The sequence below is a fragment of the Acetobacter zythi genome (genome assembly GCF_963921165.1).
Lineage (GTDB): Bacteria > Pseudomonadota > Alphaproteobacteria > Acetobacterales > Acetobacteraceae > Acetobacter.
In genome coordinates, this window is sequence record NZ_CAWUEO010000001.1 from 189,338 (window position 1) to 216,115 (window position 26,778).

Annotated in this window: 29 protein-coding genes and 1 tRNA gene; 12 read left to right on the forward strand and 18 right to left on the reverse strand. The window is 57.2% G+C overall.

Annotated elements, in window-relative coordinates; genetic code table 11:
* Positions 1-4: 4 nt before the first annotated feature.
* Genes queE through AABE20_RS01005 form a run of 3 tightly spaced genes read left to right on the forward strand, consistent with a single transcriptional unit; the run spans position 5 to position 1,897 of the window.
* Positions 5-649 carry a 7-carboxy-7-deazaguanine synthase gene (gene queE, locus AABE20_RS00995; RefSeq protein WP_338331417.1) on the forward strand — a complete coding sequence of 215 codons (645 nt, stop codon included), beginning with the start codon at positions 5-7 and terminating at the stop codon, positions 647-649.
* 2 nt (positions 650-651) lie between these two features.
* Positions 652-1,380: a 7-cyano-7-deazaguanine synthase QueC gene (gene queC, locus AABE20_RS01000; protein ID WP_338331418.1), complete on the forward strand. Its 729-nt coding sequence runs from the start codon at positions 652-654 to the stop codon at positions 1,378-1,380.
* Entirely contained in the window at positions 1,373-1,897 is a 525-nt protein-coding gene (locus AABE20_RS01005; RefSeq protein WP_338331419.1) for a 6-pyruvoyl trahydropterin synthase family protein, read from the forward strand. Before queC ends, AABE20_RS01005 begins: the two co-directional genes overlap by 8 nt.
* A 53-nt stretch (positions 1,898-1,950) precedes the next feature.
* Here the strand turns inward: AABE20_RS01005 and AABE20_RS01010 are convergent, their stop codons facing one another.
* Positions 1,951-3,477 (reverse strand): malate:quinone oxidoreductase, encoded by a 1,527-nt coding sequence (locus AABE20_RS01010; protein ID WP_338331420.1) that lies wholly within the window; start codon positions 3,475-3,477, stop codon positions 1,951-1,953.
* A gap of 249 nt (positions 3,478-3,726) precedes the next feature.
* On the opposite strand from AABE20_RS01010, the gene AABE20_RS01015 reads away from it, so the two are divergent.
* Positions 3,727-4,161 carry an OsmC family protein gene (locus tag AABE20_RS01015; RefSeq protein ID WP_338331421.1) on the forward strand — a complete coding sequence of 145 codons (435 nt, stop codon included), beginning with the start codon at positions 3,727-3,729 and terminating at the stop codon, positions 4,159-4,161.
* Here AABE20_RS01015 and aroC read toward each other — a convergent pair.
* Both aroC and fabI read right to left on the reverse strand, forming a co-directional pair.
* A complete protein-coding gene (gene aroC / locus AABE20_RS01020; protein ID WP_338331422.1) occupies positions 4,133-5,236 on the reverse strand; it encodes a chorismate synthase in 1,104 nt (367 codons plus the stop codon). The genes AABE20_RS01015 and aroC overlap by 29 nt on opposite strands.
* 8 nt (positions 5,237-5,244) lie before the next feature.
* Positions 5,245-6,084, reverse strand: coding sequence for an enoyl-ACP reductase FabI (gene fabI, locus AABE20_RS01025; RefSeq protein ID WP_338331423.1), 840 nt, complete (start codon positions 6,082-6,084; stop codon positions 5,245-5,247).
* Positions 6,085-6,274: 190 nt separating this feature from the next.
* On the opposite strand from fabI, the gene pdxH reads away from it, so the two are divergent.
* Positions 6,275-6,913 carry a pyridoxamine 5'-phosphate oxidase gene (gene pdxH / locus AABE20_RS01030; RefSeq protein WP_338331424.1) on the forward strand — a complete coding sequence of 213 codons (639 nt, stop codon included), beginning with the start codon at positions 6,275-6,277 and terminating at the stop codon, positions 6,911-6,913.
* A 64-nt stretch (positions 6,914-6,977) separates the two neighbouring features.
* Positions 6,978-7,856 (forward strand): universal stress protein, encoded by an 879-nt coding sequence (locus AABE20_RS01035; RefSeq protein ID WP_338331425.1) that lies wholly within the window; start codon positions 6,978-6,980, stop codon positions 7,854-7,856.
* A 36-nt stretch (positions 7,857-7,892) separates the two neighbouring features.
* Here the strand turns inward: AABE20_RS01035 and AABE20_RS01040 are convergent, their stop codons facing one another.
* From AABE20_RS01040 to AABE20_RS01075, 8 genes are all read right to left on the reverse strand, one after another.
* Positions 7,893-8,699 (reverse strand): MBL fold metallo-hydrolase, encoded by an 807-nt coding sequence (locus tag AABE20_RS01040; RefSeq protein WP_338331426.1) that lies wholly within the window; start codon positions 8,697-8,699, stop codon positions 7,893-7,895.
* A gap of 18 nt (positions 8,700-8,717) precedes the next feature.
* Positions 8,718-9,506, reverse strand: a complete 789-nt coding sequence (locus AABE20_RS01045) for a TatD family hydrolase (RefSeq protein WP_338331846.1) — start codon at positions 9,504-9,506, stop codon at positions 8,718-8,720.
* An 11-nt stretch (positions 9,507-9,517) separates the two neighbouring features.
* A complete protein-coding gene (gene metG, locus AABE20_RS01050) occupies positions 9,518-11,056 on the reverse strand; it encodes a methionine--tRNA ligase (RefSeq protein WP_338331427.1) in 1,539 nt (512 codons plus the stop codon).
* Positions 11,053-12,012 carry a DNA polymerase III subunit delta' gene (locus AABE20_RS01055; RefSeq protein ID WP_338331428.1) on the reverse strand — a complete coding sequence of 320 codons (960 nt, stop codon included), beginning with the start codon at positions 12,010-12,012 and terminating at the stop codon, positions 11,053-11,055. The genes metG and AABE20_RS01055 overlap by 4 nt, the downstream gene beginning before the upstream one ends.
* Complete coding sequence (tmk, locus tag AABE20_RS01060) at positions 12,005-12,643, reverse strand: dTMP kinase (RefSeq protein ID WP_338331429.1); 639 nt, start codon at positions 12,641-12,643, stop codon at positions 12,005-12,007. The genes AABE20_RS01055 and tmk overlap by 8 nt, the downstream gene beginning before the upstream one ends.
* Before the next feature lie 2 nt (positions 12,644-12,645).
* Positions 12,646-13,857 carry a D-alanyl-D-alanine carboxypeptidase family protein gene (locus AABE20_RS01065; protein WP_338331430.1) on the reverse strand — a complete coding sequence of 404 codons (1,212 nt, stop codon included), beginning with the start codon at positions 13,855-13,857 and terminating at the stop codon, positions 12,646-12,648.
* Between the two features lie 9 nt (positions 13,858-13,866).
* Positions 13,867-14,634, reverse strand: coding sequence for a septal ring lytic transglycosylase RlpA family protein (locus AABE20_RS01070; protein WP_338331431.1), 768 nt, complete (start codon positions 14,632-14,634; stop codon positions 13,867-13,869).
* An 80-nt stretch (positions 14,635-14,714) separates the two neighbouring features.
* Complete coding sequence (locus AABE20_RS01075; protein WP_338331432.1) at positions 14,715-15,695, reverse strand: lytic murein transglycosylase; 981 nt, start codon at positions 15,693-15,695, stop codon at positions 14,715-14,717.
* Between the two features lie 233 nt (positions 15,696-15,928).
* Between AABE20_RS01075 and AABE20_RS01080 the strand changes: the two genes are divergently transcribed.
* Both AABE20_RS01080 and AABE20_RS01085 read left to right on the forward strand, forming a co-directional pair.
* Positions 15,929-16,495 carry a DedA family protein gene (locus AABE20_RS01080; RefSeq protein WP_338331433.1) on the forward strand — a complete coding sequence of 189 codons (567 nt, stop codon included), beginning with the start codon at positions 15,929-15,931 and terminating at the stop codon, positions 16,493-16,495.
* Positions 16,496-16,503: 8 nt separating this feature from the next.
* Positions 16,504-17,568: an ATP-grasp domain-containing protein gene (locus AABE20_RS01085; protein ID WP_338331847.1), complete on the forward strand. Its 1,065-nt coding sequence runs from the start codon at positions 16,504-16,506 to the stop codon at positions 17,566-17,568.
* Here the strand turns inward: AABE20_RS01085 and AABE20_RS01090 are convergent.
* Complete coding sequence (locus AABE20_RS01090; RefSeq protein WP_338331434.1) at positions 17,565-19,103, reverse strand: amino acid permease; 1,539 nt, start codon at positions 19,101-19,103, stop codon at positions 17,565-17,567. The genes AABE20_RS01085 and AABE20_RS01090 overlap by 4 nt on opposite strands.
* A 12-nt stretch (positions 19,104-19,115) precedes the next feature.
* On the reverse strand, positions 19,116-19,964 hold the full coding sequence (locus AABE20_RS01095; protein ID WP_338331435.1) for an undecaprenyl-diphosphate phosphatase: 849 nt from the start codon (positions 19,962-19,964) through the stop codon (positions 19,116-19,118).
* Between the two features lie 132 nt (positions 19,965-20,096).
* Here AABE20_RS01095 and AABE20_RS01100 point away from each other — a divergent pair, with 132 nt between their 5' ends.
* Both AABE20_RS01100 and AABE20_RS01105 read left to right on the forward strand, forming a co-directional pair.
* Positions 20,097-20,555, forward strand: coding sequence for an MlaD family protein (locus AABE20_RS01100; RefSeq protein ID WP_338331436.1), 459 nt, complete (start codon positions 20,097-20,099; stop codon positions 20,553-20,555).
* Positions 20,556-20,651: 96 nt separating this feature from the next.
* Positions 20,652-20,726: transfer RNA gene (locus AABE20_RS01105), tRNA-Met, on the forward strand.
* Between the two features lie 349 nt (positions 20,727-21,075).
* On the opposite strand, the gene AABE20_RS01110 is transcribed toward AABE20_RS01105, so the two are convergent.
* Positions 21,076-21,519 (reverse strand): DUF4167 domain-containing protein, encoded by a 444-nt coding sequence (locus AABE20_RS01110; RefSeq protein WP_338331437.1) that lies wholly within the window; start codon positions 21,517-21,519, stop codon positions 21,076-21,078.
* Positions 21,520-21,557: 38 nt separating this feature from the next.
* Here AABE20_RS01110 and AABE20_RS01115 point away from each other — a divergent pair, with 38 nt between their 5' ends.
* Entirely contained in the window at positions 21,558-21,794 is a 237-nt protein-coding gene (locus AABE20_RS01115; RefSeq protein WP_338331438.1) for a hypothetical protein, read from the forward strand.
* Here the strand turns inward: AABE20_RS01115 and prmC are convergent.
* Positions 21,767-22,669: a peptide chain release factor N(5)-glutamine methyltransferase gene (prmC, locus tag AABE20_RS01120; RefSeq protein ID WP_338331439.1), complete on the reverse strand. Its 903-nt coding sequence runs from the start codon at positions 22,667-22,669 to the stop codon at positions 21,767-21,769. The genes AABE20_RS01115 and prmC overlap by 28 nt on opposite strands.
* A gap of 154 nt (positions 22,670-22,823) precedes the next feature.
* Here prmC and AABE20_RS01125 point away from each other — a divergent pair, with 154 nt between their 5' ends.
* A complete protein-coding gene (locus tag AABE20_RS01125) occupies positions 22,824-23,168 on the forward strand; it encodes a hypothetical protein (protein WP_338331848.1) in 345 nt (114 codons plus the stop codon).
* Between the two features lie 5 nt (positions 23,169-23,173).
* Here AABE20_RS01125 and prfA read toward each other — a convergent pair whose 3' ends face one another.
* From prfA to ispG, 3 genes are all read right to left on the reverse strand, one after another.
* Entirely contained in the window at positions 23,174-24,232 is a 1,059-nt protein-coding gene (gene prfA / locus AABE20_RS01130) for a peptide chain release factor 1 (protein ID WP_338331440.1), read from the reverse strand.
* Entirely contained in the window at positions 24,232-25,479 is a 1,248-nt protein-coding gene (hisS, locus tag AABE20_RS01135) for a histidine--tRNA ligase (RefSeq protein ID WP_338331441.1), read from the reverse strand. Before hisS ends, prfA begins: the two co-directional genes overlap by 1 nt.
* Positions 25,480-25,606: 127 nt before the next feature.
* On the reverse strand, positions 25,607-26,767 hold the full coding sequence (gene ispG / locus AABE20_RS01140; RefSeq protein ID WP_338331442.1) for a flavodoxin-dependent (E)-4-hydroxy-3-methylbut-2-enyl-diphosphate synthase: 1,161 nt from the start codon (positions 26,765-26,767) through the stop codon (positions 25,607-25,609).
* Between the last annotated feature and the right edge of the window lie 11 nt (positions 26,768-26,778).

Consider the following 26,778-nt stretch of genomic DNA (forward strand, 5'->3'; position numbering starts at 1 on the left):
CTCAATGGTTTACTCAGTTAAAGAAATTTTTCTGACCCTGCAGGGCGAAGGCGGGCAGGCAGGGCGCGTGGCCGTGTTCTGCCGCTTTACCGGCTGCAACCTTTGGTCCGGCCGGGAAGAGGACAGAGCACAGGCCACCTGCCAGTTTTGCGATACCGACTTTATTGGCACCGATGGCAGCGGTGGTGGCCGGTTCCACACCGCAGAGGAACTGGCCGACCGTATTGCCGGGTTCTGGCCGGAATCTGCCCCTAATCCCCGCGCTCGCCCTCTGGTGGTCTTTACGGGGGGGGAACCCCTGCTCCAGCTTGATGCACCGCTTATTGCCGCCATGCATGCCAGAGGTTTTTTTATTGCCGTGGAAAGTAACGGCACCGTACAGGCTCCCCCAAGTATAGACTGGCTGTGCATCAGCCCCAAGGCCGGGGCACCACTGGTGCAAACCCATGGTGCTGAACTCAAACTGGTCTACCCTCAGGCAGGGCTGGATCCGACTAATGTGGCCGGGCTGGATTTTTCGCATTTCTGGCTACAGCCAATGGATGGTCCGGCGCAGGCGGCCAATACACAGGCCGCCATTGCCTACTGCCTGCAAAACCCCCAATGGGCTTTGTCCCTGCAAACCCATAAGCTGACGGGAATACCCTGATCATGCCCCTGTCCTCCAAGGAACAGACCGAATCCGCTCTTGTACTTTTTTCCGGTGGGCAGGATTCCGCAACGTGTCTGGCATGGGCGTTATCGCGCTTCAAACACGTGGAAACCGTGGGCTTTGACTATGGTCAGCGCCACGCCATTGAACTGGAATGCCGCCAGAGCATACGGGACGGGCTGGCAGCCCAGAACCCGCAATGGAAAGAACGTCTGGGGCCAGACCACACCCTGCCCCTGCATGCCCTGAACGATATTTCTGACACAGCGCTCACACGTGATGCCGAAATTGCAATGACCCAGAACGGTCTGCCCAACACGTTTGTGCCCGGCCGCAACCTGATTTTTTTAACATTTTCCGCAGCCCTCGCTGCACGCCGGAGCATACGCCACATTGTAACAGGTGTGTGTGAAACCGATTATTCCGGCTACCCCGACTGCCGGGACGACACCATAAAAGCCCTACAGGTCGCCCTTAATCTGGGCATGGAACGCCGCTACGTCCTGCACACGCCCCTGATGTGGCTGGATAAGGCCGAAACATGGGTCATGGCGGAAGAGTTGGGCGGTGCACCTTTGGTCACACTCATCAACCACGAAAGCCATACCTGCTATATGGGCGAACGCAATGTGCGCCATGCATGGGGGTACGGTTGTGGCACCTGCCCTGCCTGCCAGCTCCGCCGCGCAGGATGGGAAGCCTACAAAGCAGAAGACCAGCATGCCTGACCTTATTTTTACACGTCGTTTTTCCATGGGCCACCGCCTTATCCACGGTGCCAGCGAGAGCTGCGCCCTGCCCCATGGCCACAACGAGTTTGTAACCGTTCGGCTTAAACCCACCAGCCCGACCCGGCTGGACGGGGCTGGAAACATGCCGGTCTCGTTTCAAAAAGCCAAACAGACCTGGCACCGATTTGTGGATGAACGGCTGGACCACGCCTTCCAGCTTGCCGGAGATGACCCGCTTCTGGCGTGGTTCAAAACGCACGAACCCGCACGGGCCGCGCGCATTGTGGTCACGCCGGGTGACCCAACAACTGAACTGATGACCTGCCTGCTCATGGCCAAGGTCAATGCCTTTTTGCAAGCAGAAGGCGGGGTTTTATATTGCTCTGAACTGAGCATTGAGGAAACGCCCACCAACACAGTCAGCTTTGAGGGCGATCCGGCAGACTTTATTCCCCACACCACACCCCAGCAGACCCACTGGTGGAACCGTGCGGATATGAGCATATCTGACTGAAGTCAGGCTATGGCTGCTCCCCCGTATGACCAGAATACGGGGGAACCTTCAGATTACTGGATAAGGCCCAGTACCTGCGTTGTTTTATCAAAAATCGCTTCGCACATATCAGGGTGACGGGCGAGTTTTTGTCCGAAGGACGGAATAATCTGGCGCAGCTTGTCCGTCCATTCCGGCATTTTGGTCGGGAAGCATTTCTGTAGAACGTTCAGCATAATCGGGGCCGCAGTGGATGCACCGGGGGATGCCCCCAGCAGAGCCGCGACAGAGCCATCCTCGCTGGCGATCACTTCCGTACCAAATTGCAGAACACCACCTTTGGCGGCATCCTTTTTAATAATCTGCACACGCTGGCCCGCCACAACCAGTTCCCAATCCTTGGCCTGCGCGTTGGGAATAAAGTCCTGCAACGCTTTAATCCGTGCACCCTGCGTCTGCATAACCTGCTCGATCAGGTATTTGGTCAAAGCCCAGTTGTCGCGCGCAACAGCCAGCATGGGACCAATATTGTCCGCACGTACAGACAGCGGCAGATCCATAAGGGAACCCTGCTTCAAAAAGCGTGTGGAAAACCCGGCATAGGGGCCAAAGAGCAATGCGGGATTGCCATCAATCATGCGCGTATCAAGATGCGGAACGGACATGGGGGGCGCCCCCACGGATGCCTTGCCGTAAATCTTGGCGTGGTGCTGTGCAATCAGGTCCGGGTTGGTGCAACGCAGGAACTGCCCGCTAACCGGAAAACCACCAACGCCACGCGCCTCGGGTATGCCGGTTTTTTGCAGCAGGGAAAGAGCGCCCCCACCACTGCCGATAAAGACAAACCGCGCATGAACCTCACGCTGGGTGTTCTGGCGCAGGTCGCGCACTTTCAGCTTCCAGCCATCAGCGCCATTGCGGGCAATATCACTCACTTCATGCTGGGTGTGCAGTGTACAGGCCGGAGTGCTGGCAAGGTAGGTGAACAAAAGGCGGGTAAGCGCCCCAAAATTAACATCCGTGCCCTTGAGGCTGCGGGTCAGAGCCAGTTTTTGCCCGGCGGGCCGGTCACGCATGATCAGCGGTGCCCACTGCGTAATCTGGGCTGTATCTTCCGTATATTCCATGCCCGAAAACAGCGGATGCTGGGAGAGTGCTTCGTAACGTTTGCGCAGGAACGCCACGTTATCGTCCCCCCAGACAAAGCTCATATGCGGGACAGGCGTTAAAAAGTTTTTGGCCGAGACAATAATCTGGTTTTCCACCAGATAGGACCAGAACTGGCGAGAAATCTGGAACTGTTCGTTCACTCCCACGGCCTTGGTAATATCCACCGTACCGTCAGCCCCCTGGGGGGTATAGTTTAGTTCGCACAGAGCGGAATGCCCGGTACCTGCATTATTCCACGCATTGGAGCTTTCTTCCGCAACGCTGCCCAGACGCTCAAAAACGCTGATGCTCCAGTCAGGCTGGAGTTGCCGCAGCAATGTCCCCAACGTAGCACTCATGACGCCGCCGCCGATCAGGACGACATCAACGGAAGAAGCGGTATCGGTCGTGGTGGAACTCATTATGGTCTCCGCGTTATCAGCCTCGCCCACAGCGCCTGCGCATGGAAACGGGGCCAAAGATATAAGCCGGAATGCCCCTACTCCTGCCTGCTTGCAAGGTTTTACAGAACATTCACGGCTATATTATTGAACGCAGTATAGGCACATTCTGGCCCAAACACCTTTTCATCTCTGCGAGAGCAGCGCACCCGGTGTGAACTTTATTACCCACCAAGGCGTTGGCTCCCTATACGATGTTCGAGAAAATATATCGGACACACGGAAAAGGATAAAACCAGCATGAGCCACATAACCAAACATGGCAGCGCCCATTGGGAAGGTGCTATTAAAACTGGCAAAGGGACCGTTTCCACCCAGAGTGGGGCATTAACCCAGCAGCCTTATGGCTTTAACACCCGCTTTGAAGGGCAGCCCGGCACCAACCCTGAAGAACTTCTGGGGGCGGCTCATGCGGCCTGTTTTTCCATGGCCCTGTCGCTCATTTTGGGGGATGCGGGGCTAACAGCAACCTCCATAGATACACAGGCGGATGTCAGCCTGAGCAAAACGGATGAAGGTTTTGCAATTACGTCCATCGCTCTGACCCTCAAGGCCAAAGTCCCCAACGCCACGCAACCGCAGTTTTTGGAACTGGCCAACAAAGCCAAGGAAGGGTGCCCTGTGTCCAAGCTGTTCAGGGCGCCAATTACGCTGGAGGCCGCCCTGCTCGGGTAGGGTTATCCCCTACCTGCCCACGGTGGCGGAGCAGATGGTCGGCCAGCACGCAGGCCATCATGGCTTCCCCTACGGGTACCGCGCGAATGCCCACGCATGGGTCATGCCGCCCTTTGGTAATGACCTGTGTTTCCACCCCGTCCCTTGTAATAGACGGCACGGGGGTCAGCATGGAACTGGTCGGTTTGACCGCAAAGCGGGCGACCACGGGCTGACCGCTGGAAATGCCACCCAGAACACCGCCTGCGTGGTTGGAACCAAACTCCAATGCGCCCTGACGCATGAACAGGGCATCCGCATTTTCTGGCCCGGTCAGGGCGGCGGAGGCAAAACCATCGCCAATTTCCACCCCTTTAACGGCGTTAATGCTCATAAACGCTGCGGCAATGTCCGCATCAAGCTTGCCGTAGATGGGAGCACCCAGCCCTGCTGGCACACCATCGGCTACAATCTCGATCACCGCACCAATGGACGAACCATCTTTGCGAATGCCTGCCAGATACTCCGCCCAGTCCTCCACCACTCCGGCATCGGGGGCAAAGAACGGGTTGCGTTCCACTTCCGCCCAGTCCCAGCGGGTCCGGTCAATATCCTTGGGGCCAAGCTGGACAAGGGCGCCACGCACCTGCACACCACTCCCCAGCACCTTGCGGGCCACAGCCCCTGCGGCAACGCGGCAGGCCGTCTCCCGCGCGGAGGAACGCCCGCCACCCCGATAATCCCGAATGCCGTATTTCAGATCATAAACAAGGTCAGCGTGGCCGGGGCGATAGGTCTGGGCAATATCGCCATAATCGCGCGAACGCTGATCCGTGTTCTCAATCATCAGGGCAATGGGGGTGCCGGTCGTCTGCCCCTCAAACACACCAGACAGAATACGAACCTGATCAGGTTCCTGCCGCTGCGTGGTAAATGCCGACTGCCCCGGCCGCCTGCGGTCGAGAAAAGGCTGAATATCAGCCTCACTCAGCGCAATACGCGGCGGACAACCGTCAATAACACAGCCAATCGCGGGGCCATGGCTTTCGCCCCACGTTGTAACCCGGAACATATGCCCGAAAGTATTGTAGGACACGGCGGTGCTTAGTCTCCGGCAACGGAAATATCGGGGGCGGTCGGGTTTTTCATACCAACCGTGTTGTACCCACAATCCACATGGTGCACTTCGCCAGTAACACCGGAGGACAGGTCGGAGAGCATATAAAGCCCTGCCCCACCCACTTCTTCAAGCATCACATTGCGTTCCAGTGGTGCGTTGTACTGGTTCCACTTCAGAATATAGCGGAAATCGCCAATACCACTGGCAGCCAGCGTTTTGACCGGCCCGGCGGAAACCGCGTTCACACGAATACCCTCAGACCCAAGGTCTGCGGCCATGTAACGCACGGAAGCCTCAAGAGCTGCCTTGGCAACGCCCATCACATTGTAATGGGGCATAACGCGCTCGGCCCCTAAGTAGCTCAGAGTCAGCAGCGAACCGCCGTTCTTCATCAACCCTGCGGCACGGCGTGCGACTGCTGTAAAGGAATAGCACGAAATATCCAGCGCAGTCAGGAACGCATCCCGCGGGGTATCCACGTAACGGCCACGCAGGAACTGCTTGTCGGCCCAGCCAATGGCGTGAACAACAAAGTCCAGCTCGCCCCATTCGCGTTCGATTGTGGCAAATGTTTCGTCTATGGCCGCATCATCGGTTACATCGCATGGCAGAACCAGCTTGGCACCAACACTTTCCGCCAGAGGCTGCACGCGCTTGCCCAACGCCTCGCCCTGATAGGTAAATGCCAGTTCGCCCCCCTGCGCGGCCACTGCGGATGCAATGCCCCATGCGAGAGAGCGGTCATTGGCAACACCCATCACCAGACCTTTTTTGCCCTTCATCAGCGTACCTTTTGCGGGCAGCTCGGCGTTGGGAGAAGACATGTGGGAACCTCAACCTACTTGTTTCGGAAAAAATTCTGGGTTTTCTGTAGGCGTGGTCGCATACACCGGCGCGTGAAACAAGCCCAAAGACGCATGGCCGTGCTTTTAACTCGCATCGGGCAGGAGTATGGAATCACACACGAAAGCGAGCAACGCCCCTTTCCATGACATTTAGACAAGAGTCCGAACCATGCCGGAAACAGACACAGCCGCCCCCTCCGTCCCCTTTACCGATCAGCCCCTGATCGACCTGAGCGCGGACCCGTTCACGCTCTTTGACGCATGGATGCAGGACGCCGAAAAAGCGGAACCCTGTGACCCCAACGCCATGGTGCTGGCCACGGCCACGGCAGAAGGCCGCCCCTCCGCCCGTGTTGTTCTGCTCAAGGGGCATGACCGCAGGGGGTTTGTCTTTTACACCAACATGTTCAGCCGCAAAGGGCGCGAACTCGCGACCAATCCGTGCGCGTCCCTGCTCTTTTACTGGAAGAGCCTGCGCCGCCAGATTCGAATCGAAGGCGATATTTCTGAAGTCTCCCATGAGGAAGCAGACGCTTATTTTGCGAGTCGGAGCCGCGTCTCCCGCCTTGGGGCCATTGCCTCCGACCAGTCGCGCCCACTGGCTGACCGTGATATTTTTGAGCAACGCCTGAAAAATGCAGAAGCCGAGTTTGGGAACGGCCCCATTCCCCGCCCCAAAAACTGGTCTGGCTACCGGGTCTGCCCGCAGCATTTTGAATTCTGGCAGGAACGCCCATACCGCCTGCATGACAGGGCCATATGGGAACACCAAGGGAACGGATGGGACGTCACGCGGTTATATCCATAAGCGATCAGGCCATATCTGCCGCCATTCCGCGCACTGCGCACACAGATAGTAAAGGAGCGACACGATGAAAGACGTCCGCAAAATTCTGCTACCACTCCCCAGCACGTCCAATGCCGAGGCCGCTCTGGTCCGTGGCGGCAACTTTGCCCGCCGCTTTGGCGCGCATCTTGCCGTTCTGCACGTTCGCCCCGACGGGCGCGACATTGCCCCGCTGGCTGGCGAGGGCATGTCTGGCGCCATGGTGGAAGACCTTATGCGCTCGGCTGATCACGAAAGTGCGCGCCATGCCCATGACGTCCACACGCTGTTCGAACGTTATGCCGCGGAAAACCCCGATATTAAGGTTGTGCCGTTGCACAGCGCTTATCCCGAAGATGCCCCAAGCATAAGCTTTACTGTGGCCCGTGGCCCCGAAAGCGAAATTATTCCCGCTCAGGCCCGCCTGTCTGACTTTACTTTGGTACCCCACCCCGATTCCGGGGATGAGGTCTCCTCATCCGAAACACTGCATGCCGTTCTGTTTGACAGCGGACGCCCCGTGGTCATGGCCCCACGCACCGCGCCGGTGGGGCTGATCAAGCGTGTCTGCATTGGCTGGAATGGAACGGCGGAATCCTCCTCCGCCCTCCGTGGCGCACTGGCATGGGCGCAAACGGCCGAAGCCGTGCGGGTGTTGCACTGCGGCGACTACCAGCGCCGTGGCCCCAGCGCAAAAGACGTGGTGGAGTATCTGGCCGCTCATAGCATTAAGGCAGACGCGGTCGAGTTTCAGCCTGTTGAGCGCGATGTGGGCAAAGGCCTGCTGGCCGCCTGCCGGGAGTTCGAGGCCGACATGCTGGCTATGGGGGCTTATTCGCACTCCCGCCTGCGGCAGCTTATTCTGGGCGGCGTAACCCGCCACGTGCTGGAAAGCGCGAGCATTACAGTGCTGATGAGCCGCTAAATCCCATTTGGGGAAAAAACTCCCCGCCCCTCTTTTTTACAAAGCATGAGGAGGGTCGGGGAGTTCAAAGCTCATGCCATCCCACGCGGCTTCCATTCCCTGCGGAAGATTATCCTGCATCCAGCCCCAGTCCATATCCGCCCCCATATGGGTCAGAACGATGCGCTCAGGCTGGATCAGCGCTTTCCACTCCAGCACCCGGTCCAACCAGGCATGGGCACCGTGTGGTGTTTTTTGAAAACAGTCCACCATCCATGTATGCACGCCCCGCAGGCACTCCACGGACTCTTCTGGAAGTTCCACAACATCCGTACTGTAGGCAAACACCCCGCAACGAATGCCCGTGGACGAAACATAACCGTGGTTCTGCTCAAACAGGGTAAACGTGTAGCCACCAATGTTTACGGGCTGCCCCAGCACAACAGGCTGGGCATCCAATGCCGCACGAAAAAAATAGGGCGTTGTGTTCGGCTTGAAAACATAACCAAACCGCTCCTGCAGTTCTCCCAGCACCTCGGGCGTACCATAGGCGTTAATGGCTTTGCCAATCTGGCGGTTAACGCCCCTTAGCTCATCAATACCTGCAACGTGGTCAGCATGTGCGTGGGTGTAGATCACATTTTCAAACGCACTAATTCCCTGCCCAAGCAACTGGGCGCGCAGGTCTGGTCCTGTATCAACCAGCACACCCGCCCCATTCTCCATCTGTAAAAAAATGGATGCGCGGGAGCGTCTGTTACGCGGTTCGGCCGGGTCGCACGCACCCCATTGGCCACGCCCATCCACCCCACCCAAGGCAGGCACACCAGATGAGCCGCCACACCCCAGCACATTAACCTTCATACCCGGCTCTCTCCCGCTCTAGCGTGCCTTGCGGAACAACCGCTGGAAATTGCGTGTTGTATGTTCAGCAAACACCGCCACATCCAGATCACGCTCGCGCGCTATACGGCCCGCCGTGTGTGCCACAAAAGCAGGCTGGTTCCGTTTGCCACGCTGGGGCACGGGCGCCAGATACGGGGCATCTGTTTCGACCAGAATACGGTCTATGGGGAGTTCACGGGCAACGGCACGGATTTCCTCACACTTGGGGAATGTCGCAATGCCTGAAAAACTGACATACCCCCCAAGAGCCACGACCCGCCGGGCCAGATCCGGGCCAGAGGCAAAGCAGTGCAGCAGAATAGGAAAAGCCCCTTTGGCGGACTCATCCTCCAAAATAGCGGCCACATCCGCATCCGCCTGCCGCGCATGGATAATAACGGGAATATCCAGCTCCCGAGAGGCCTGAATATGCCTACGGAAGTTCTCCTGCTGGAGCGGGCGTACATTTTCCTGCCCATGAAAATAATCCAGCCCCGTCTCCCCTATCCCAATCACCTCCGGGGCATCGGCCAGCGCCACAATATCCTGCAACTGCGGTACGGGAGTTTCCTCCACATGGTCGGGGTGTGTGCCAACCGTGCACCATACCCGCATATCCGGGCTGCTGAAGCCGGTCAGGCGCTTCTGCTCCGCGGCATGGGCCAGACGGGTGCCAATAGTGACCATGCCACTCAGCCCCGCATCTTTGGCGGCATTGAGCAGAACAGGCAGTTCCTCGTCCGAAAAATGGTCAAGATGGCAATGGGAGTCGATCAATCCGGGCATGGTTGCATTGGTCATGACGGCTCCGGTTCAACATAACGGGGGAAAATACCCTGCGGCGCAGGCAGTTGCCGCCCACCGGGCAAAATCACCTCAAGGGCTGCAAATGTCCGCTCGTCCTCCGCCACGCCAAGCTGGTCAAGCATGCGGGCCATGCTGTGTGGCATGAAGGGCTGAAGCATGGTGGCAATACCGCGTAGCGCGTCCAGCAGAACACGCAGCACATCGGCCATACGCTCCACATCGGTCTTGCGCAGCGCCCATGGCGCCTGATGGTCGATATAGGCGTTACAGGCGCGGATTACCTTCCACACATCTTCGAGCGCATCGGTGAGCGCACACCGCTCAAACTGTGCGGCCAGAAGCTGTAGCAGCACATTCACCTGCCCCAGAAGCTTCTGGTCCTCTTCCGTTAAGGTCCGCCGTTCGGGCAGAATACCCCCACAGTTGCGCGCAACCAAAGAGAGGGTCCGCTGCGCCAGATTGCCCAGATCGTTGGCAAGCTCCACATTATTGCGCGTAATCAGCGCCTTGCGGGACAGGTCACTATCCCCGCCAAAAGGCACTTCACGCAGCACAAAAAACCGAACTGCATCCAGCCCAAAATCAGCCACCAGTTCCCTTGGGTCCACCACATTACCCAGGGATTTGCTCATTTTCTGGCCTTCAATGGTCCACCAGCCGTTGGCAAAAACCTTTTTGGGTAGCTCAATCCCCGCAGCCATAAGGAAGGCGGGCCAGTAAATGGCATGGAAGCGGGCAATATCCTTACCCACAAGATGCAGGCTCGCAGGCCAGTACGCCATACGTGGCGCATCTGTATCCGGGTAGCCTAGCGCGCTCAGGTAATTGGCCAGCGCATCAAACCACACATACATAACGTGCTGGTCATCCCCCGGTACGGGAATGCCCCACTTAAAGCTCGTGCGGCTGATGGAGAGGTTCCTTAACCCCTGTTTGACAAAGCTGATAATTTCGTTGCGTGCGCCATGTGGACCAAGGAATTCCGGGTGCTGTTCATACAGTTCAAGCAGGCGGTCCTGATAATCGGCAAGGCGGAAAAAATAGGATGGTTCCTTAACCCACTCCACAGGAGCACCTGTGGGAGCAACTTTTTTGCCATCCGGGCCGGTAACCAGTTCATCTTCGCCATAAAAACATTCATCACGCAGGGCGTACCAACCTTCGTACGCATCCAGATAAATGGCGCCGTTATCAGCCACCTTGCGCCAAAGGGCCTGTGCGCTGGCAATATGCCGCGGCTCCGTAGTGCGAATAAAATCATCGTACGAAATAGCCATGGCATCGGCCATGGAGCGGAAATTGGCCGAAACACTATCCGCAAATTCCTTGGGGGCCACACCGGCAGCCTGCGCTGCCTGCTCCACTTTTTGCCCGTGTTCGTCCGTGCCTGTCAGAAAAAAAACATCATCCCCCGCCAGACGATGAAAACGCGCCATAACATCCGCAGCAATGGACGTGTAGGCGTGGCCGATATGCGGTGCTCCGTTCACGTAATAAATGGGGGTAGTCACATAGAAACGACGGGTCATTCTGGGCTCGCAATCGTCATGGCTTCAATAAGTGCTTCCTGTTTATCCAGATTAAAGCGTTCCGTCTCGGTATGAACGCGCATAATCTGCTCCCATGCGGCGGCAAGGGTTATGCACTGGCTGCTGCCTGCCTTTGCAGCCTGCCGCGCCGTGCTTTGCAACTGGTCCGCCAGAAGGGCAAAAAAGAGACCAAAACCGTAATCCTTGCGCAGAACAGTTTCGGCAATTTCGTACCCGCGCAGGGCGGAAACACCCTGCAAGACCTCGGCAACCAGAGCGGCCACACCACCACCTGAATCTGCCAACAATGCCACAGCCTTACCCGGCGCTCCATGCGATTGTGACAAAATACGCAGAAAATCCTGCTCCGGCAGGTCCGGCCATAATGTATGCAGCACCCGGCGCATATCCGCCTGAGGCAAAGGCGCAAGTTCCAGCCTGCGGCAACGGCTCCGTATGGTTGGCAACAAACGCCCCGGTGCTGAACTGGTCAAAACCAGAACGGTGGCCGGGGGCGGCTCCTCCAATATTTTAAGAACCGCATTGGCTGCACTGCGGTTCATCCACTCAGCACCATCCACAATAACCACGCGCCAGCCACCCTCTGCCGCCGTACGGCGCAAAAAGGCGTTGATGGGGCGTACATCATCGGCAACAATTTCCTGCCGGTAGCGCTGTTTTTTTTCGTCATAACCACGCTCGACCACCAGCAGGTCAGCATGTGTTGCAGCGGAAATACGGCGACCAACAGGGTGCTCCTCCGCCTCCCCACCCAGCAGAATGCGAGCCAGCGCAAATGCAAACGTAGCCTTGCCAATACCCGGTGGGCCAGTCACCAACCATGCGTGGGGCATGCGGCCTTTGGCCAGTGCTTCGCGGAACAAAGCCAGTTCCGCACCATGCCCGCATAACTGGAGAGACGCCATGCGCACAGACATGCCCGAGGTATCAGACATGGGATAATCTGGACAAAATTTCCTTCATGATCAGGCTGTTCACAGCCTCTTCGCTGCAATTCGCCGTTGTAATGCATTTCACGCGTTGGGGCTGCCGCTCTGCTATGGCTCCAAACCCTGCGGCAATACGGGCGTGGAAACCCTCGTCCGCCTGTTCGTAACGGTCTGTTGGCACCCCGCGCACGGCCAGCCGTTGGCGTGTAACATCCCTTGGCGCCTGAAGCAGAAAAGTCATGTCCGGCGTGAGACCCAACTGGTTTTGCAACACCGCAATCAGGTCCAGAATGGCCGGGTCACCCTCCGCCCGTCCATAGCCCTGATACGCCATGGTGGAATCCGTAAACCGGTCACACAGCACAATCCGCCCCTCGGCCAGAGCAGGGCGAATAACCTTATCCACATGATCAAACCGGGCAGCAAAATGCGTTAGAATTTCCGCCCGGAGGGAGAGCGGGTTCTTCCCGAACAGCAGCAGTTGCCGCAAGTCCTCGGCCCCGGGGGAACCACCCGGCTCGCGCGTAGCCAGCACCTTATGCCCCTGCGATTGCAGGGCATCCCTGAGCAGGCGGAGCTGCGTGGACTTGCCAACGCCCTCCCCCCCTTCCAGCGTGATGAACAGACCAGACATCATAACTACAGATGCAGCCGTCTGGCGGCCCGCCCCAGCAGGCCAAGAGCGGGCACACCCTGCCCTGCCACAAGTGGAATGCTGGCTTTTCTGCCGCCGGGCAAAACCACGCTCAACTGCCCCACAACCTGCCCTTCGCTCACGGGCGCAATAAGCGGGCTATCATAGTCAATGGCCACATGCGTGCTGTTTTTCCACCCATGGGGCAGCAGCATTCTGAACTCCTGCGCGGCAACCAGAGGCACGGTCTGGCTGGCCCCCATCCATACAGGAGCCTGCTCCACGATCTCGCCTTTGTTGATGATCTGGGCGGTTTCAAAATTCGCAAATGCCCAGCCCATCAGGCGCTCACCTTCACGCCCGCGCGCACCATCGCTTGGCAGGCCGTTAATGGCCATAATAACACGCCGCCCATCCCGCTCCGAGGACGCGCACAGACCAAACCCGCCTGCATCCGTGTGGCCGGTCTTCAGGCCATCCGCCAGCCCCTTGACCACCAGAATATTGCGGTTTTCCTGATGGATTTTGTTAAAAACAAACTCTTTTTCAGAAAAGAAATGGTAATATTCGGGAAAATCATGAATCAGGCGCAACGCCAGATACGCCACATCCCGCGCAGACATATAATGGTTGTCCGCAGGCCAGCCCGTTGCATTCATAAAGTGCGAATTGGTCAGCCCCAGCTTGGCCGCCGTATCGTTCATCAGGGCCACAAACTGCTCCTGAGAGCCAGAAATCCCTTCGGAAAGCACAATACACGCGTCATTACCGGACTGGATGACCATGCCCTGAATAAGGTCTTGCACGGCAACGCTCTGCCCCAGCGGGACAAACATTTTGGAGCCTTGCATACGCCATGCGCGCTCGCTCACCGGCAACATCTGGTCCAGCTTGAGCCGCCCGGCCCGCAACATGCCAAATGTGACATAAGCCGTCATCATCTTGGTAAGGGAGGATGGCGGCATGCGCTCATCCGCATTTTTTTCCAGTACGGCAGCACCGCTGCCATAATCCAGAATACAGGCCCAGCGCGCCATTGTATCCACCGGCCCCACCGGGGTGGAGGCAGGTGTTTCGGGCACAACGCCCCCAACTGGTGCGGGCGTTGCAGGCACGGCGGAAGACGCCGCCCCATGCCGGGGGCGTGCGAGCGCTTCCCCCAGCCCACCAGAGAAAAGGGCCGCGCCCCCTGCGAGTAAAAACCGTCGAGTCTGCAATGCTATTCCCTATTCGACGACGATGTGAGAACCATTTAACCCATGAGCCAATGCCCGTTTAAGGGCTGCGTCTGCGGCACTTATAGTCGCAAACGGTCCCTGCCGGACAGCCCACATCATGCTTTGGCCCGACATTACCGGCCTGACCACGCCACCATGGCCGCCAGCCTGCATCATTGCTGCGGAGCGGGAGGTAAAATCCATGGTTTCCACCCACAGCATACCCGGAGCCGCATAGCCCTGCGCGTAAGCAACCGGCATATCAGCCAGCCTTACGCCGCCTGCGGCCGGGGGAGCCTCCGCCCCACCACCAACTGCCACGACTGAAGTCCCCCCTGCTCCACCAAGGCTGGACTGCACAACCTGCTCCCTTGGGGCAGAAGCAATCTGCAAGGCAACACCTCCGGGCAGGGTTTCCGCCAACTGGCGACTTGCGGATTCGTCCTCCACAATCCTGACCTGAGCGGGGTTGGCCCCCATACCAAGCAGATTGGCCGCCTGCGTAGACAGGGCCAGCGCACGGCCAGACTGTGCAGGCCCACGGTCGTTAACCCTTACACGCACCTGCCGCCCGTTTTCCAGATTTGTCACGGTCACAATAGCAGGCAACTGAAGCGTAGGATGGCTTGCCGTCATGGTGGCCATGCTGCGTACCTCACCATCGGCCGTTAACTCCCCCTCACGCCCGTTCTGGCGCACGGCAAGGCCGGTTCCCTGCCATGCAAACTCCTCACGCGGGTAAAACCATTGGCCCTGCACCTGCCATGCAGTCCCCACGGTATAATGCACGTCTGGATGGGATGACGGCGCGGGAGAACACGACGCCAGCAGCAGACAACCCCAGAAAACGACTTTTTTCACGTTATGGCATCACCCAGAAGCCCTACGGCCAATGCATAAAAATCTGATGGATTGTACCGTCGGATCACGTTGAAATTATGGTATACAATAAATGCCTCGCCACCCGGTCCATCGGGGCGGATAACCGCACCTTCACCCACGGACATATCAAACTCTCCAGCACGGGGCCTTACCCCCTGCTGCACCCACCACGCAAGCGGTCTGACATGGGTGCGACCCAGAAGGGACTGCTCCATTGCATCGGGCAGAACCACACCCTCCCCCCAGGGCTGTCCGGCCTGCCAGCCACAGCGGGCAAGATAATTGGCTATGGAGGCAAATACATCCCCCTCATTATGCCAGATATCCACCCGCCTGCCTGCGGGGTAGCTTGCGGCATAGCGCAAATACGCACTGGGCATGAACTGCGGTTGCCCCATGGCCCCCGCGTAGCTGCCAAGCATATTTGCTGGCGGCACCCCCGCCTGTTCGGCCACATGAAGGGCTTTGAGCAATTCCGTGCGGAAAAAGCTGGCCCGCCTGCCATCATAGGCAAGGGTTGCCAGCGCATCGATAACCGAAAACGTGCCCATACGCGTGCCGTAAGCGGATTCCAGCCCCCATATGCCAGCAATGGCGCCCCTGCCCACACCATACAGCCCGCTGATCTGCCCCAACATGTCCGCCCGCTGCTGAATGGCGGAGAGGCCATCGTTCAGTTTTTTCTCGCTCAGAACGCGGTCTTTATACTGTGCCCATGTCAGGGTGAATTCAGGCTGATGCCGGTCTGCCTGCAACACTTTAGGGTTGGGGGCAGACACATGCGCAAACGCCTGCGCAACCACAGAGGCAGAAACCCCCTGAGCCACAGCCTCCCGCCGGACCCCAGCCAGAAATGCAGCATAGCGACCACTCGCCCCCTGCGCCGCATTGCGCGCACAAACAGGCAGGGCCACCAGCAGAGCGCCGCCCCCAGACAAAAACTTTCTACGTAACATGAGGCACGATCCGCTTTGCAGACGACACAGGCATGTACACTATCCTGCTTTTACACGTCTGTCAGGCTATGTTGTTCTCTTTAATCTACAGTAGACTATGGAGAACGGCATATGCCGGTGCTGAGTGCGCCTTTGCTCCCCAAAGCTTGACATGCGTCGCGTAAAAGAGCCTGTTGCCGCAGGTTCTCAGCAAAAGCTGAACATATCCGCCGTGTTGGAGACCAGGCTCCGTTGTGCTTGACCATTTTCTGGAACTGACCGCCACTCAACCTCTTTTGCAGGTTCTGATTGTTATTCTGGCCACCTTTGTGCTGGAAGATGCGGCAACCGTTATTACGGCCATTCAGGTCCATTTACACACAATTAGCATCCCGCTGGCCCTGATCTCCCTTTATGTCGGTATTGTTCTGGGGGATGTGGGTCTGTACGCACTGGGCGCTCTTGCTGCCAAATGGCCCCCGGCACAACGCTGGATTACCGTTCCCTCTGCTCAGGCGCAGCAGGCGTGGCTGAGCAAAAACCTGTTTGGGGTTGTGTTCATCAGCCGTTTTATTCCCGGCACCCGCCTGCCCCTTTACACCGCATGTGGTTTTTTCCGTGCGGGATTATCTGTTTTTACGGCGGCAACTCTTTGCGCCACCCTGATCTGGACAACAGCCCTGTTCATGCTTTCCCTCCGCGTTGGGGGGGCTTTGCTGGCCCATCTTGGCGCATGGCGCTGGGTTGGGGTTGGGGGCTTTGTTGTTGTTATCATTCTTATGGGGCGGCTGGTTGCACGCACCCAAAAACACAAGATATGACCCTGCCCATGCCCCAGCACGACAAACAGCCCAATCCTCTCTCTTTGTTCGAATTCTGGCCACGCTGGCTGTTTTACACACCTGTTGTGGCATACTGGATATTGCTGGGCCTACGCTACAGGGACGTAACCCTGCCAACTGCGGCCAACCCGCGCATAACAACAGGCGGTCTGTGTGGGGAAAAAAAGAGTGACCTGCTGGATATGGCAGGCCCCTATGCAACCCAGTGGATTGCACCATACGCCACGCTGACCACTGGCCAGAACGATCTGGCGGCCGCTACGGAGGCCATGCGCTCCAAAGGGCTGGAATTCCCCGTTGTGGTCAAACCCGATATCGGGTGCAACGGCACGGGTGTTAAACTGGTACATTCTCAGGACGAACTGGCGCAGGTCTGCGCTGCATTCCCACGCAATGTCGAACTGGTTATTCAAAGACTGATTACGTGGCCGCACGAGGCGGGGCTGTTTTACATTCGCCACCCCGACGAACCAGCAGGTCGCCTGACCTCCCTGACATACAAGGACATTCCTTTCCTGACCGGCAACGGGAAGGATACTGTTTTGGAATTACTCAAACAGGACGTGCGCACCAGCAAGGTTCTGCACATCTACACCCCCCGCCTGCAACACCGCCTGAACACCATTCCCGCCAAAGGCGAAAGACTGGATCTGGTTTTTGCGGGCAATCATTGCAAAGGCGCTGTTTTTCGCAACGGTATCCCTGACATTACGCCAGAACTCACGCAGAAGATCGACCGGATCATGCAGGATATTCCCGATTTTTATTTCGGGCGGATTGATCTGAAGTTCCGCAGCGTGGACGATCTGGCGCGTGGCGAAAATTTTGAAATCATCGAAATCAACGGCGTGGGGGCGGAAGCCATTCACATCTGGGATTCCCGCACCACCTTGCGCGAAGCATATGCCGCACAGTTCCTGCATTATGGCGAGAGCTATCGCATAGGGGCAAAAAACAAGGCCGCAGGCTGGAAGCCCACAAACCTGTGGTACGGGCTACGCCTATGGCGCGAACAGAAAAAGCTGCTGGCGTCCTACCCTCTTAATGACTAGAGGGAGCCATCCGCCAATGTGGCCCTCTGCTCCCGTCCAAGGCGGGAATGATGGCGGCCATAAAAGCGGTAACAACTCCATCCACACAAAGCATAAAACGCAAGAAGCAATACGGGCACGGGGTCGCCCCCCATAAACGCCAGAACCATGTCCCAGCAGAGCGGGGCCACCATAAATCCACAAAAGATCATGCCAAGTAATGGCACGTAGCCGACCCACACGCCGCGCAGCACAAACCCGCCAAAGGGCACAACAAAAGCGCGCTTGTAATCCGGGGCCGTGTTCCGCATCCATATGACGGTAAAGCAGACAATCCCAAACGCCGTTGCCGTGCCCAGGCTGACCAGATCACCAATAATATCAATGGGTAGCACCGCAGTTGCCAACGCAACCACGCTCCCCAGCATAATACTGCCAAGCCACGGGGTATGGTAACGCCTGTGCAGGCGGGAAAAAATGGGGAACAGCAGACCATCTTCCGCCATAGCGAAAAAGATGCGGCTCTGGGCATACAGCAGCCCCATCAGCACTGAGCACAGACCAACCACAGCGCCAATTTTAACAAACAGGGCCAGCCATGGCTGGTGCATGGCGTTAACGGCAATGGCCAGCGGGTCTGCCACATCAAGCGACTGCCACGGCACAACACCGATCAGCACAGCGGCCACCACCATATAAACCACCGTGCAGATCACAAGTGAGAGCACAATGCCCACGGGCACATCCCGCTTGGGGTTTTTGGCCTCGGCCGCGGCGGTGGAAACCGCCTCGAACCCGACATAGGCAAAAAAGATAACTGATGCCGCCCGAAAAATACCCGGCACACCATAGCGGAACCCACCCTGATAGGTGGGGATAAAGGGGGTCCAGTAAGCCGGGTGCATTTCCCAGACACCCAGCGCCACAAAAACCGCCAGCACACCAACTTTAAGCACAACAATAAGCGAGTTGATTCTAAAGGATTCCCGCACCCCTACAATGAGCAGCGCGGTCACAGCCACAATGGACAAAGCCCCCAGCAGGTCGCACTGCCAGTCCCCCACAATATGCCTATCCGAACCCTGATGGGTCACACCTAGCGTTGTGGTGTGCAAAGCGGCTGGCACATGAAGACCCAAATCCTCCAGCAGACTGGCGGCATACCCGGAAAAACCGGCAGCCACCCCCGCGCAGGAAATGCCGTATTCCATCAAAAGCAGCCAGCCAACAGCCCACGCCCACCCTTCCCCCATGGACACATACGCATAGGTATAGGCCGACCCCGACACAGGCATGACAGATGCCAGCTCCGCGTAGGACAAAGCGGTAAACAGGCAGGCAATCCCCGCCACAACAAAAGACAGCAGAATGGAAGGCCCGGCATAATTGGCTGCTGCCGTGCCAGTCATAACATAAATGCCTGCACCAATGGTTGAACCCACGCCAAGCATGGTCAACTGCAATGGTCCCAGCGTTTTTTTCAGGCGTTGCCGCCCATTCTCAAGCTCTACTCTGGCAAGCGTTTTACGCAGCAAAGGGGCACGACCACGTTTCATCCTGTCGACCACTTACGCTGCGAAGTGGAACATCAAAAACGCGACTCCCCCGGCCACCATGCAGTACCACGCAAAAGGAAACATCGCCCAACTGTCATGCTTGCGGAAATAACGCATCAGAAAAGCCGTACTGGCCAGAGCGGTTACCCCGGACACAACGGCTGCCAGCAGAGCAATATGCATCTGGGCCGGATCAATGGGGGTGTGGCGCATTTTAAACGCTTCACGCACCGTTGCCGCAATAATAACGGGCTGAGCCATAAGAAACGAAAACCGTGCGGCTGCATCATGGTGCAATCCACGGAGCAGGCCACCACAGATTGTGGCCCCCGAGCGCGACAGACCCGGAAAAAAAGCAAAGCACTGGAAAAAACCAATAAACAACGCATCGCGCGATGTCAGGCTTGCCAGATAACGGACATCCTTACGAACAACACTGTTACGCAGTTTTTCAACCAGCAGCAGCAGAACACCATTCAAAAACAGGAACAACGCGGCAGAAGACGCAGAGCCAAACACGCTGCGCAACCAATGTTCAAACAGGCCGCCAACAATAACGGCGGGCACGGTGGCAAGGCAGATCAGCCACAGAATATGGAGGCTTTCCAACTGAATACGGTGCCCGAACGCCCCAAACGCCCCTTTGCATAGAGCCAGCCAGTCCTGCCAGAAAAAAACCAGCAGCGCGACAGATGTCCCCATATGCAACATAACCAGAAATGGCAGGAATGTCGGATCATGCAGATCATATGACCAGTGCAGCAAAGACGGCAGGACAACAGCATGCCCAAGACTGCTGACAGGAAAAAGCTCTGTAGCGCCCTGAAGCAGCGCCATGATAAGTGCCTGAAAAAGGGACATGGAGGTTTAGGGTTCCAAACTGGCTGATATCTGACTGCTGTCCTTGCACCATGCGCCTAAGTGCTGCAAGGATTTCGTCCTGTTTAACTTTTTGCGCAAGCACACTTTGCATCATAAGGGCCGTAACCGACCATGAGCCGACAAAACCACATAGGCGCTATTATTTGCAGTACTCTGGTTCTGGCCGCGGCAACTGGGTTTGGCCTGTACGCGACCAACACCCAAAAAACACCGGGTAAGACATCCTACGAACTTGCCGCCCGTTTTGTTTCGGCCAATGGGCTGGCTCGCGGCGCGGATGTGGATATTTCCGGAGTAAAGGTGGGCCGCGTTTCCAGCATTACGCTCGACCCCGCATCCCAAATGGCCATTGTCCGCTTCCGGCTGGATGGCGCACTTCGCCTGCCAACAGACAGCATACTGACAATTGGCAGCGGCACCCTCTCCTCCGACAATGCACTGATGATCGAACCGGGCAAAGCCACAACACTGGCCCAGGCGGGGCAGATGCTCACGCATACGCTCGAACCCTCCAGCCTTGAGCAGCAGGTCAGCAACTATATTTTTGGGGCCGGCAATCTGGAACAGTGATCCAATTCCTTCCAACCAATCAGTTTTCTAAAAAAAAACTGATCTGGTGGATTGACGCCCCCCGTTGGAACAGATACATAACCGCCACCAACCAATGGCGGCGTAGCTCAGTGGTAGAGCAGGGGAATCATAATCCCTTGGTCGGAGGTTCAAATCCTTCCGCCGCTACCATCACCTTATACTCTTGAGACATATCAAGAGACCTCGGTGATTTTCCCCTTAAATAAAAGTTTCCATCTTCTTACCCGATCTTCCCCACAAGGAAGAACTCATTCCTGATGGTTATAGCGTCTTTTCCAGACCGAATACTGCTACTGTTCTTGCAAAATGCATAGCAAAAACCATCAGGGATAAACCCTCTGTGGTTTTATACAGTTCCCATTTCAAATAAAAATTTGGATTTACTCCGGGCTGCAATACTGACCCAGCCTGAGAACTTCACTTAAACAACCACCGCAGAGCCACCCTACACCCCCACTCCATAATCATGGCACAGGTCGGGTGCAGGTGTCTGGCTCAATTACCCTTCGGATAATTCAGGCTGCGGCTCGGTGGAAAGGTCTTTGGTCTCGGACGTTCCCTCATGATCCATATCCGCCTGATCATCTTCCTCATCTTCGGAGGAATGGGACGGAGCACGCTGCTGTCTGGCGGCTTGGCGCTCGGCGCGCTCCTGCTGGCTTTGCTGGGCAGCCTGCGCCATGGCATTCAGAATACGAAAATAATGTTCGGCGTGCTGGAAATACGCTTCAGCCGCCACGCGGTCACCACTGCCTGTCGCATCACGACCGAGCTGAAGATATTTTTCAAAAAGCTGCTGTGCTGTGCCTCTGACCCGCACATCGGGGCCATGACTGTCAAAAACATGATTCCGGTTCATGGGAATCTGGCCATTTAACTGCCTGGACGCTCCATTGCTCCCGCTGGAGCGATGGTGTCTGGTACGCATCCGTTTTACATTCATGGGTTTATCACAGTGCTTTCCTGTTCATGGCACTTTGCATGAAGAAACAGTCCGATACAAAAGGCATGTTCCTGAATGAAGGCCGAATTGTTTTTCGGAATGGGTTTTTGGCGACAACCTGTTTTTATTGCCGGGAAAAAAGCCCTTACCGCTCATCCACCGTGGCAGATTTTATTTATCTGCATTCCGCCGCAGGACTGAGCACGATCACAATAACAACGCCCAACCACAAAGCCAACCGGTTTTTTCATATTCCAGTAGATGCCTGCCCGTGACGTAGCACAACGCAGCGGGCAATCCCCGCCAGATCAGGCAGCACACGCACCACATCCACCCCGTTCTGCGCGGCTATAGCGCGCAGGTCCTGCTCCTGCCCGATCCCAATTTCAAAAATACCAACCCCGTTATCACGCAGCAGATGCGGGAGCCGGGCGCACAGGTCACGGTATGCATCCAGACCATCCTGCCCACCGTCCAGCGCACGCACAGGCTCATGCGCCCTGACCTCTTCCATCAGACCGGCAAGGTCCGTTGTGGGAATGTAGGGTGGGTTACTAAAAACAACATCAAACCGGGTTTGCGGGTTTAGAGCCTCCGCCCACTGGCCAGCCATAACCAGCGCACGGTCTGCCATGTTGCACCGCCGGGCATTAACATGGGCCAAACTGGCTGCTGCGGGGTTAATATCCACCCCTACCCCCCAAGCATTCCTGTATTCGGCCAAAGCTGCGAGCAAAATACAGCCCGTTCCCGTTCCCAGGTCCAGAACCGACAAAGCGGCATTGCGGTCCGGGTACAGTTCCAGCAGAGCGGTAATCAGGGTTTCCGTATCCCCCCTCGGCACGAGGGATGCGGAAGAGACCGCCAGATCAAGGCTCCAGAACCCTTTACTGCCTGTAATATAGGCAAAAGGTTCGTGCCGTGCCCGACGGCGCACCCATGCCAAAAATGGTTCGGCTGCAACTTCCGCACGGGAGGAAAGTCCAAGCAGCGCCTCCGGCGTTAACCCCAGCGCGTGTTGCAGTAGCAGACGCGCCTCCCTACGGGGGTTCTCCACCCCGGCATCGCGCAAAAGTGCCGCACCTCTGGCAAGCAGGTCCTGTATGGGCTGGTGGTGTGGTGTTTTTTCTGCTTTGCTTTGATGTGTCATTTCAACAAATCACCCGATCTACACATCAATGCCCGCTTCGCGCTTTTCATTCACTCTTCGGTCTTTTGTTCTGTTAACCGCCATAGGGTTGCTGGTCGCCCCCCTGCGCTGTGCCACGGCAGGCGAGTTTACGGTCACGGACGAAAAAGCTGACATGGAAATTTCCGAAGTCTCACGCATCTATCTGGACGGCAAACTGGCATCCGTATTCCGACTCGATGACACCACGCGCTACAAGACGGTTCGCATTCCTACCCCACAGGGCCGCCTTGACCACACCTACACATTGTGCGGCGAAATTACCATTCGCACCGTAGATGGCCGGACGGAAACGCACGAGGTCAGCAGCAGCGGCATCCTGCACAACCCCGATGGCCACCATTTTGATGCCTTGGGATCCGATGGCTTTACGGACTTTTTTCTGGTCGACCCGCAAGCGCCAGAAGCCGCCGAACGCATTCCCGGCCGGGGCGAAGTCTGCTCCACCCCGATCAGCTAGGCTGGCTAGAACCCCGCATCCGCCATAAGGGCTGCCTGTTCCTCCTGCGTAAGCGCATCCACAAACTCGTCCAGCTCACCCAGCATTACGCGGTCAATTTTGTACAGGGTCAGGTTAATCCGGTGGTCCGTTACCCGTCCTTGCGGAAAATTATAGGTCCGGATCCGCTCTGACCGATCACCCGTTCCAACCTGAGAGCGCCTGTCCGCCGCACGATGGGCATGAGCCTGCTCACGCTCACGCTCATACAGGCGCGCACGCAGGATCTTCATTGCCTTGGCACGGTTCTTGTGCTGGCTTTTCTCCTCCTGCATGGACACAACAATACCCGTTGGCAAATGGGTAATGCGCACAGCGCTTTCGGTTTTGTTCACATGCTGCCCGCCAGCACCCGATGCGCGAAAAACATCTATCCGCAGTTCGGTCTCGTTAATGGTTACGTCAACCTCTTCCGCTTCGGGCAGAACGGCAACCGTAACCGTGGAGGTGTGAATACGCCCCTGCGCCTCTGTAGCAGGAACACGCTGCACCCTGTGCACGCCAGATTCGTATTTAAGCCGAGCGAAAACACTTTTGCCGCTAATTTCTGCAATGCCACCACGCAGACCACCCAGCTCGCTTTCGTCATAATCCATAACGGTAAAGCGCCAGCCTTTTAGGTCTGCATAACGGCGGTACAGGCCAAACAACTCAGCCGCAAACAAAGCGGCTTCATCCCCACCAGCGGCGGGGCGCACCTCCAGAATGGCACTGCGTTCGTCTGCTGCATCCTTGGGAAGAAGCGCCAGACGGACCTCGCGCTGCAACCGGGGAAGCTGCTCACGCAACTCGGCCAGTTCTTCCCCTGCAAGCTCCCGCATTTCCGGGTCGGCCAGTAGTGCTTCCGCCTGAATAATGCTCAGTTCGATTGCCCGCAGGTCGTTAATACGCGAGACAACAGGTTCGATTTCCGCATATTCGCGGGATGCCTGTGTAAAAGCATCCCCACTCAGACCGCTTGCCAGATGCGCTTCCAGTTCAAGCGCGCGACTGGCAATCCGGTCCAGCCGTTCATCAAGATTCATTACGCAAAAATGCTCCGCGCATCAGACAGCAGGGCTTGAGTGGCCACTTCACTTTCCTGCCCGGTTTCCATGCTTTTGACACGGAACACGCCACGGGCCAGTTCGTCTTCGCCCAAAAACAGCACGTGGCTTGCATTCTGCTTGCCTGCCCGCTCCATACGCTTGCGCAGCGAGCCTTTGTAGCCGATTTCGGTCCGCACGCCCTGCTGGCGCAAAGCCTGCAAAATCTGGCACACGGCTTTTTCATCTGGCGTACCAACGGGAATGATCACAACAGAACGCGGAGCCTGCGGCGCCTCTTCCAGCAACATGGCCAGACGTTCAACCCCGGCTGCCCAGCCAATTGCTGGCACTTCCGGCCCACCCATCTGCTTGACCAGACCATCATACCGTCCACCAGCCAGCACCGTGCCCTGTGAGCCAAGGCGGTTGGTCACGAACTCGAACGTGGTATGGTTATAATAGTCCAGACCACGCACAATGGCGGGGTTAACTGTGTAGGCAATGCCAAACAGGTCAAGCTTCTGGCGCAGCTCATCCCAGAAGGTGCGGGCCTCGGAGGTCAGGAATTCTTCCATCATAGGCGCGTTGGCAACAAGCTCACGATCGCCTGCATCCTTGCTGTCGAGAATGCGCAGCGGGTTTTTTTCAAGCCTTACGCGGCTATCCTCGGACAGCTTATCCCCATGTGCTGAAAAATACGCAACCAGCGCCTGCCGCCAGGCATCCCGGCTGGCGGCATCACCCAGCGTATTCAATTCCAGCGTTACGTACTGGGCCACACCCAGTGCTTCAAGCACAGCGTAACCAAGAGCGATGGCTTCCGCATCGGCCAGCGGTTCGGCAGCACCAAGCAGTTCCGCCCCGATCTGGTGGAACTGGCGGTAACGCCCTTTTTGCGGCCGCTCGTGCCGGAACATGGGACCGGTATAAAACACCTTCTGAGGCAACGACTGGGTGAGCGCATTGGTCACCAGCGCGCGGCAGACGGCCGCCGTCCCTTCTGGCCGCAGGGTCAGACTTTCCCCATCCCGGTCATTGAAGGAATACATCTCCTTGGAAACCACATCCGATGTATCTCCCAAAGAGCGGGAGAATACGCGGGTTTCCTCAAAAATGGGGGTGGACCATTCATCAAACCCGTAGAGTCCGGCAATATGGCGCGCGGTCTGGACCACGCGCGCATGGCGGCGCTGCTCTTCTCCAATAAGATCGTGCGTTCCTCTTACGGGCTGAATGCTGCTCACGGCCTGTTTTTCCTGATTGACGCAGAACCTTTGCAGGTTTGCGCCCTATATCTATGTCTATTGGGCAAAATAAGACCCGCCACACGCCCCGAACATGCCGCAGGCGCAAGGCGGGTGAGAGGCGAACTTACTTGGCGGACGCCATATCCGGCAGTTCGGGGGTGGCCCCTTCCTGCTTTGCACGGGCTTCTTCAGCCTCAATGGCAGCCACGCGTTCTTCAACCAGTTCAACAACGTGGCTGATCATGTCGCCCGCAGCAATGGTATGGTCCTGCTTTCCTGCGGAATAGACCATGTGACGGCCAGAGCCACCACCGGTCACACCCAGATCGGTCATGAGCGCTTCGCCCGGACCATTGACCACGCACCCGATGATGGACAACGTGAGCGGGGTTTTAATGTGTGCCAGACGGTCTTCAAGTGTCTGGACCGTTTCCACCACATTAAAGCCCTGACGGGCACAGGATGGGCAGGAAATGATCTTGACCCCACGGTGGCGCAGACCAAGGGATTTAAGAATATCCCACCCAACAAGCACTTCTTCCTCCGGTGCGGCGGAAAGGGAAACACGCATGGTGTCCCCCACCCCGGCCCAGAGCAGATTGCCTAGCCCGATGGAGGATTTGACCGTACCGGCACGCTTGCTGCCTGCTTCGGTAATGCCAATGTGCAGCGGGTAATCGCACGCATCTGCCAGTTGCTGGTAAGCCGCAACCGCCATGAATACGTCCGATGCCTTTACGCTGATCTTGAATTCACGGAAGTCATGATCTTCAAGGATTTTGGCGTGTTCGAGCGCGCTTTCCACCAGAGCCTCGGGGTTTGGCTCGCCGTATTTTTCCAGAAGGTGCTTTTCCAGCGACCCGGCGTTAACGCCAATACGAATGGAACAGCCGTAATCCTTGGCGGCCTGAACCACCTCACGCACACGTTCCGCACTCCCGATGTTACCCGGGTTGATGCGCAGGCACGCAGCCCCCGCCTTGGCAGCCTCGATCGCACGTTTGTAGTGGAAGTGAATATCGGCCACGATCGGCACGTTCACTTCCTTTACAATTTCAGCAAGTGCTGCCGTGCTTTCCTCATCCGGGCAGGAAACACGAACAATATCCACACCTGCCAGTTCGGCACGGCGAATCTGCTCAATGGTCGCCTGTGCATCGCTGGTCAGGGCATTGGTCATGGTCTGGACGGAAATCGGGGCATCTCCACCGACGGCTACCTTGCCGACGTGGATCTGCCGAGATTTCCGACGCTCGATATGCTGGTAAGGCCGGTAGCCGCTCATCTTGCATCCTT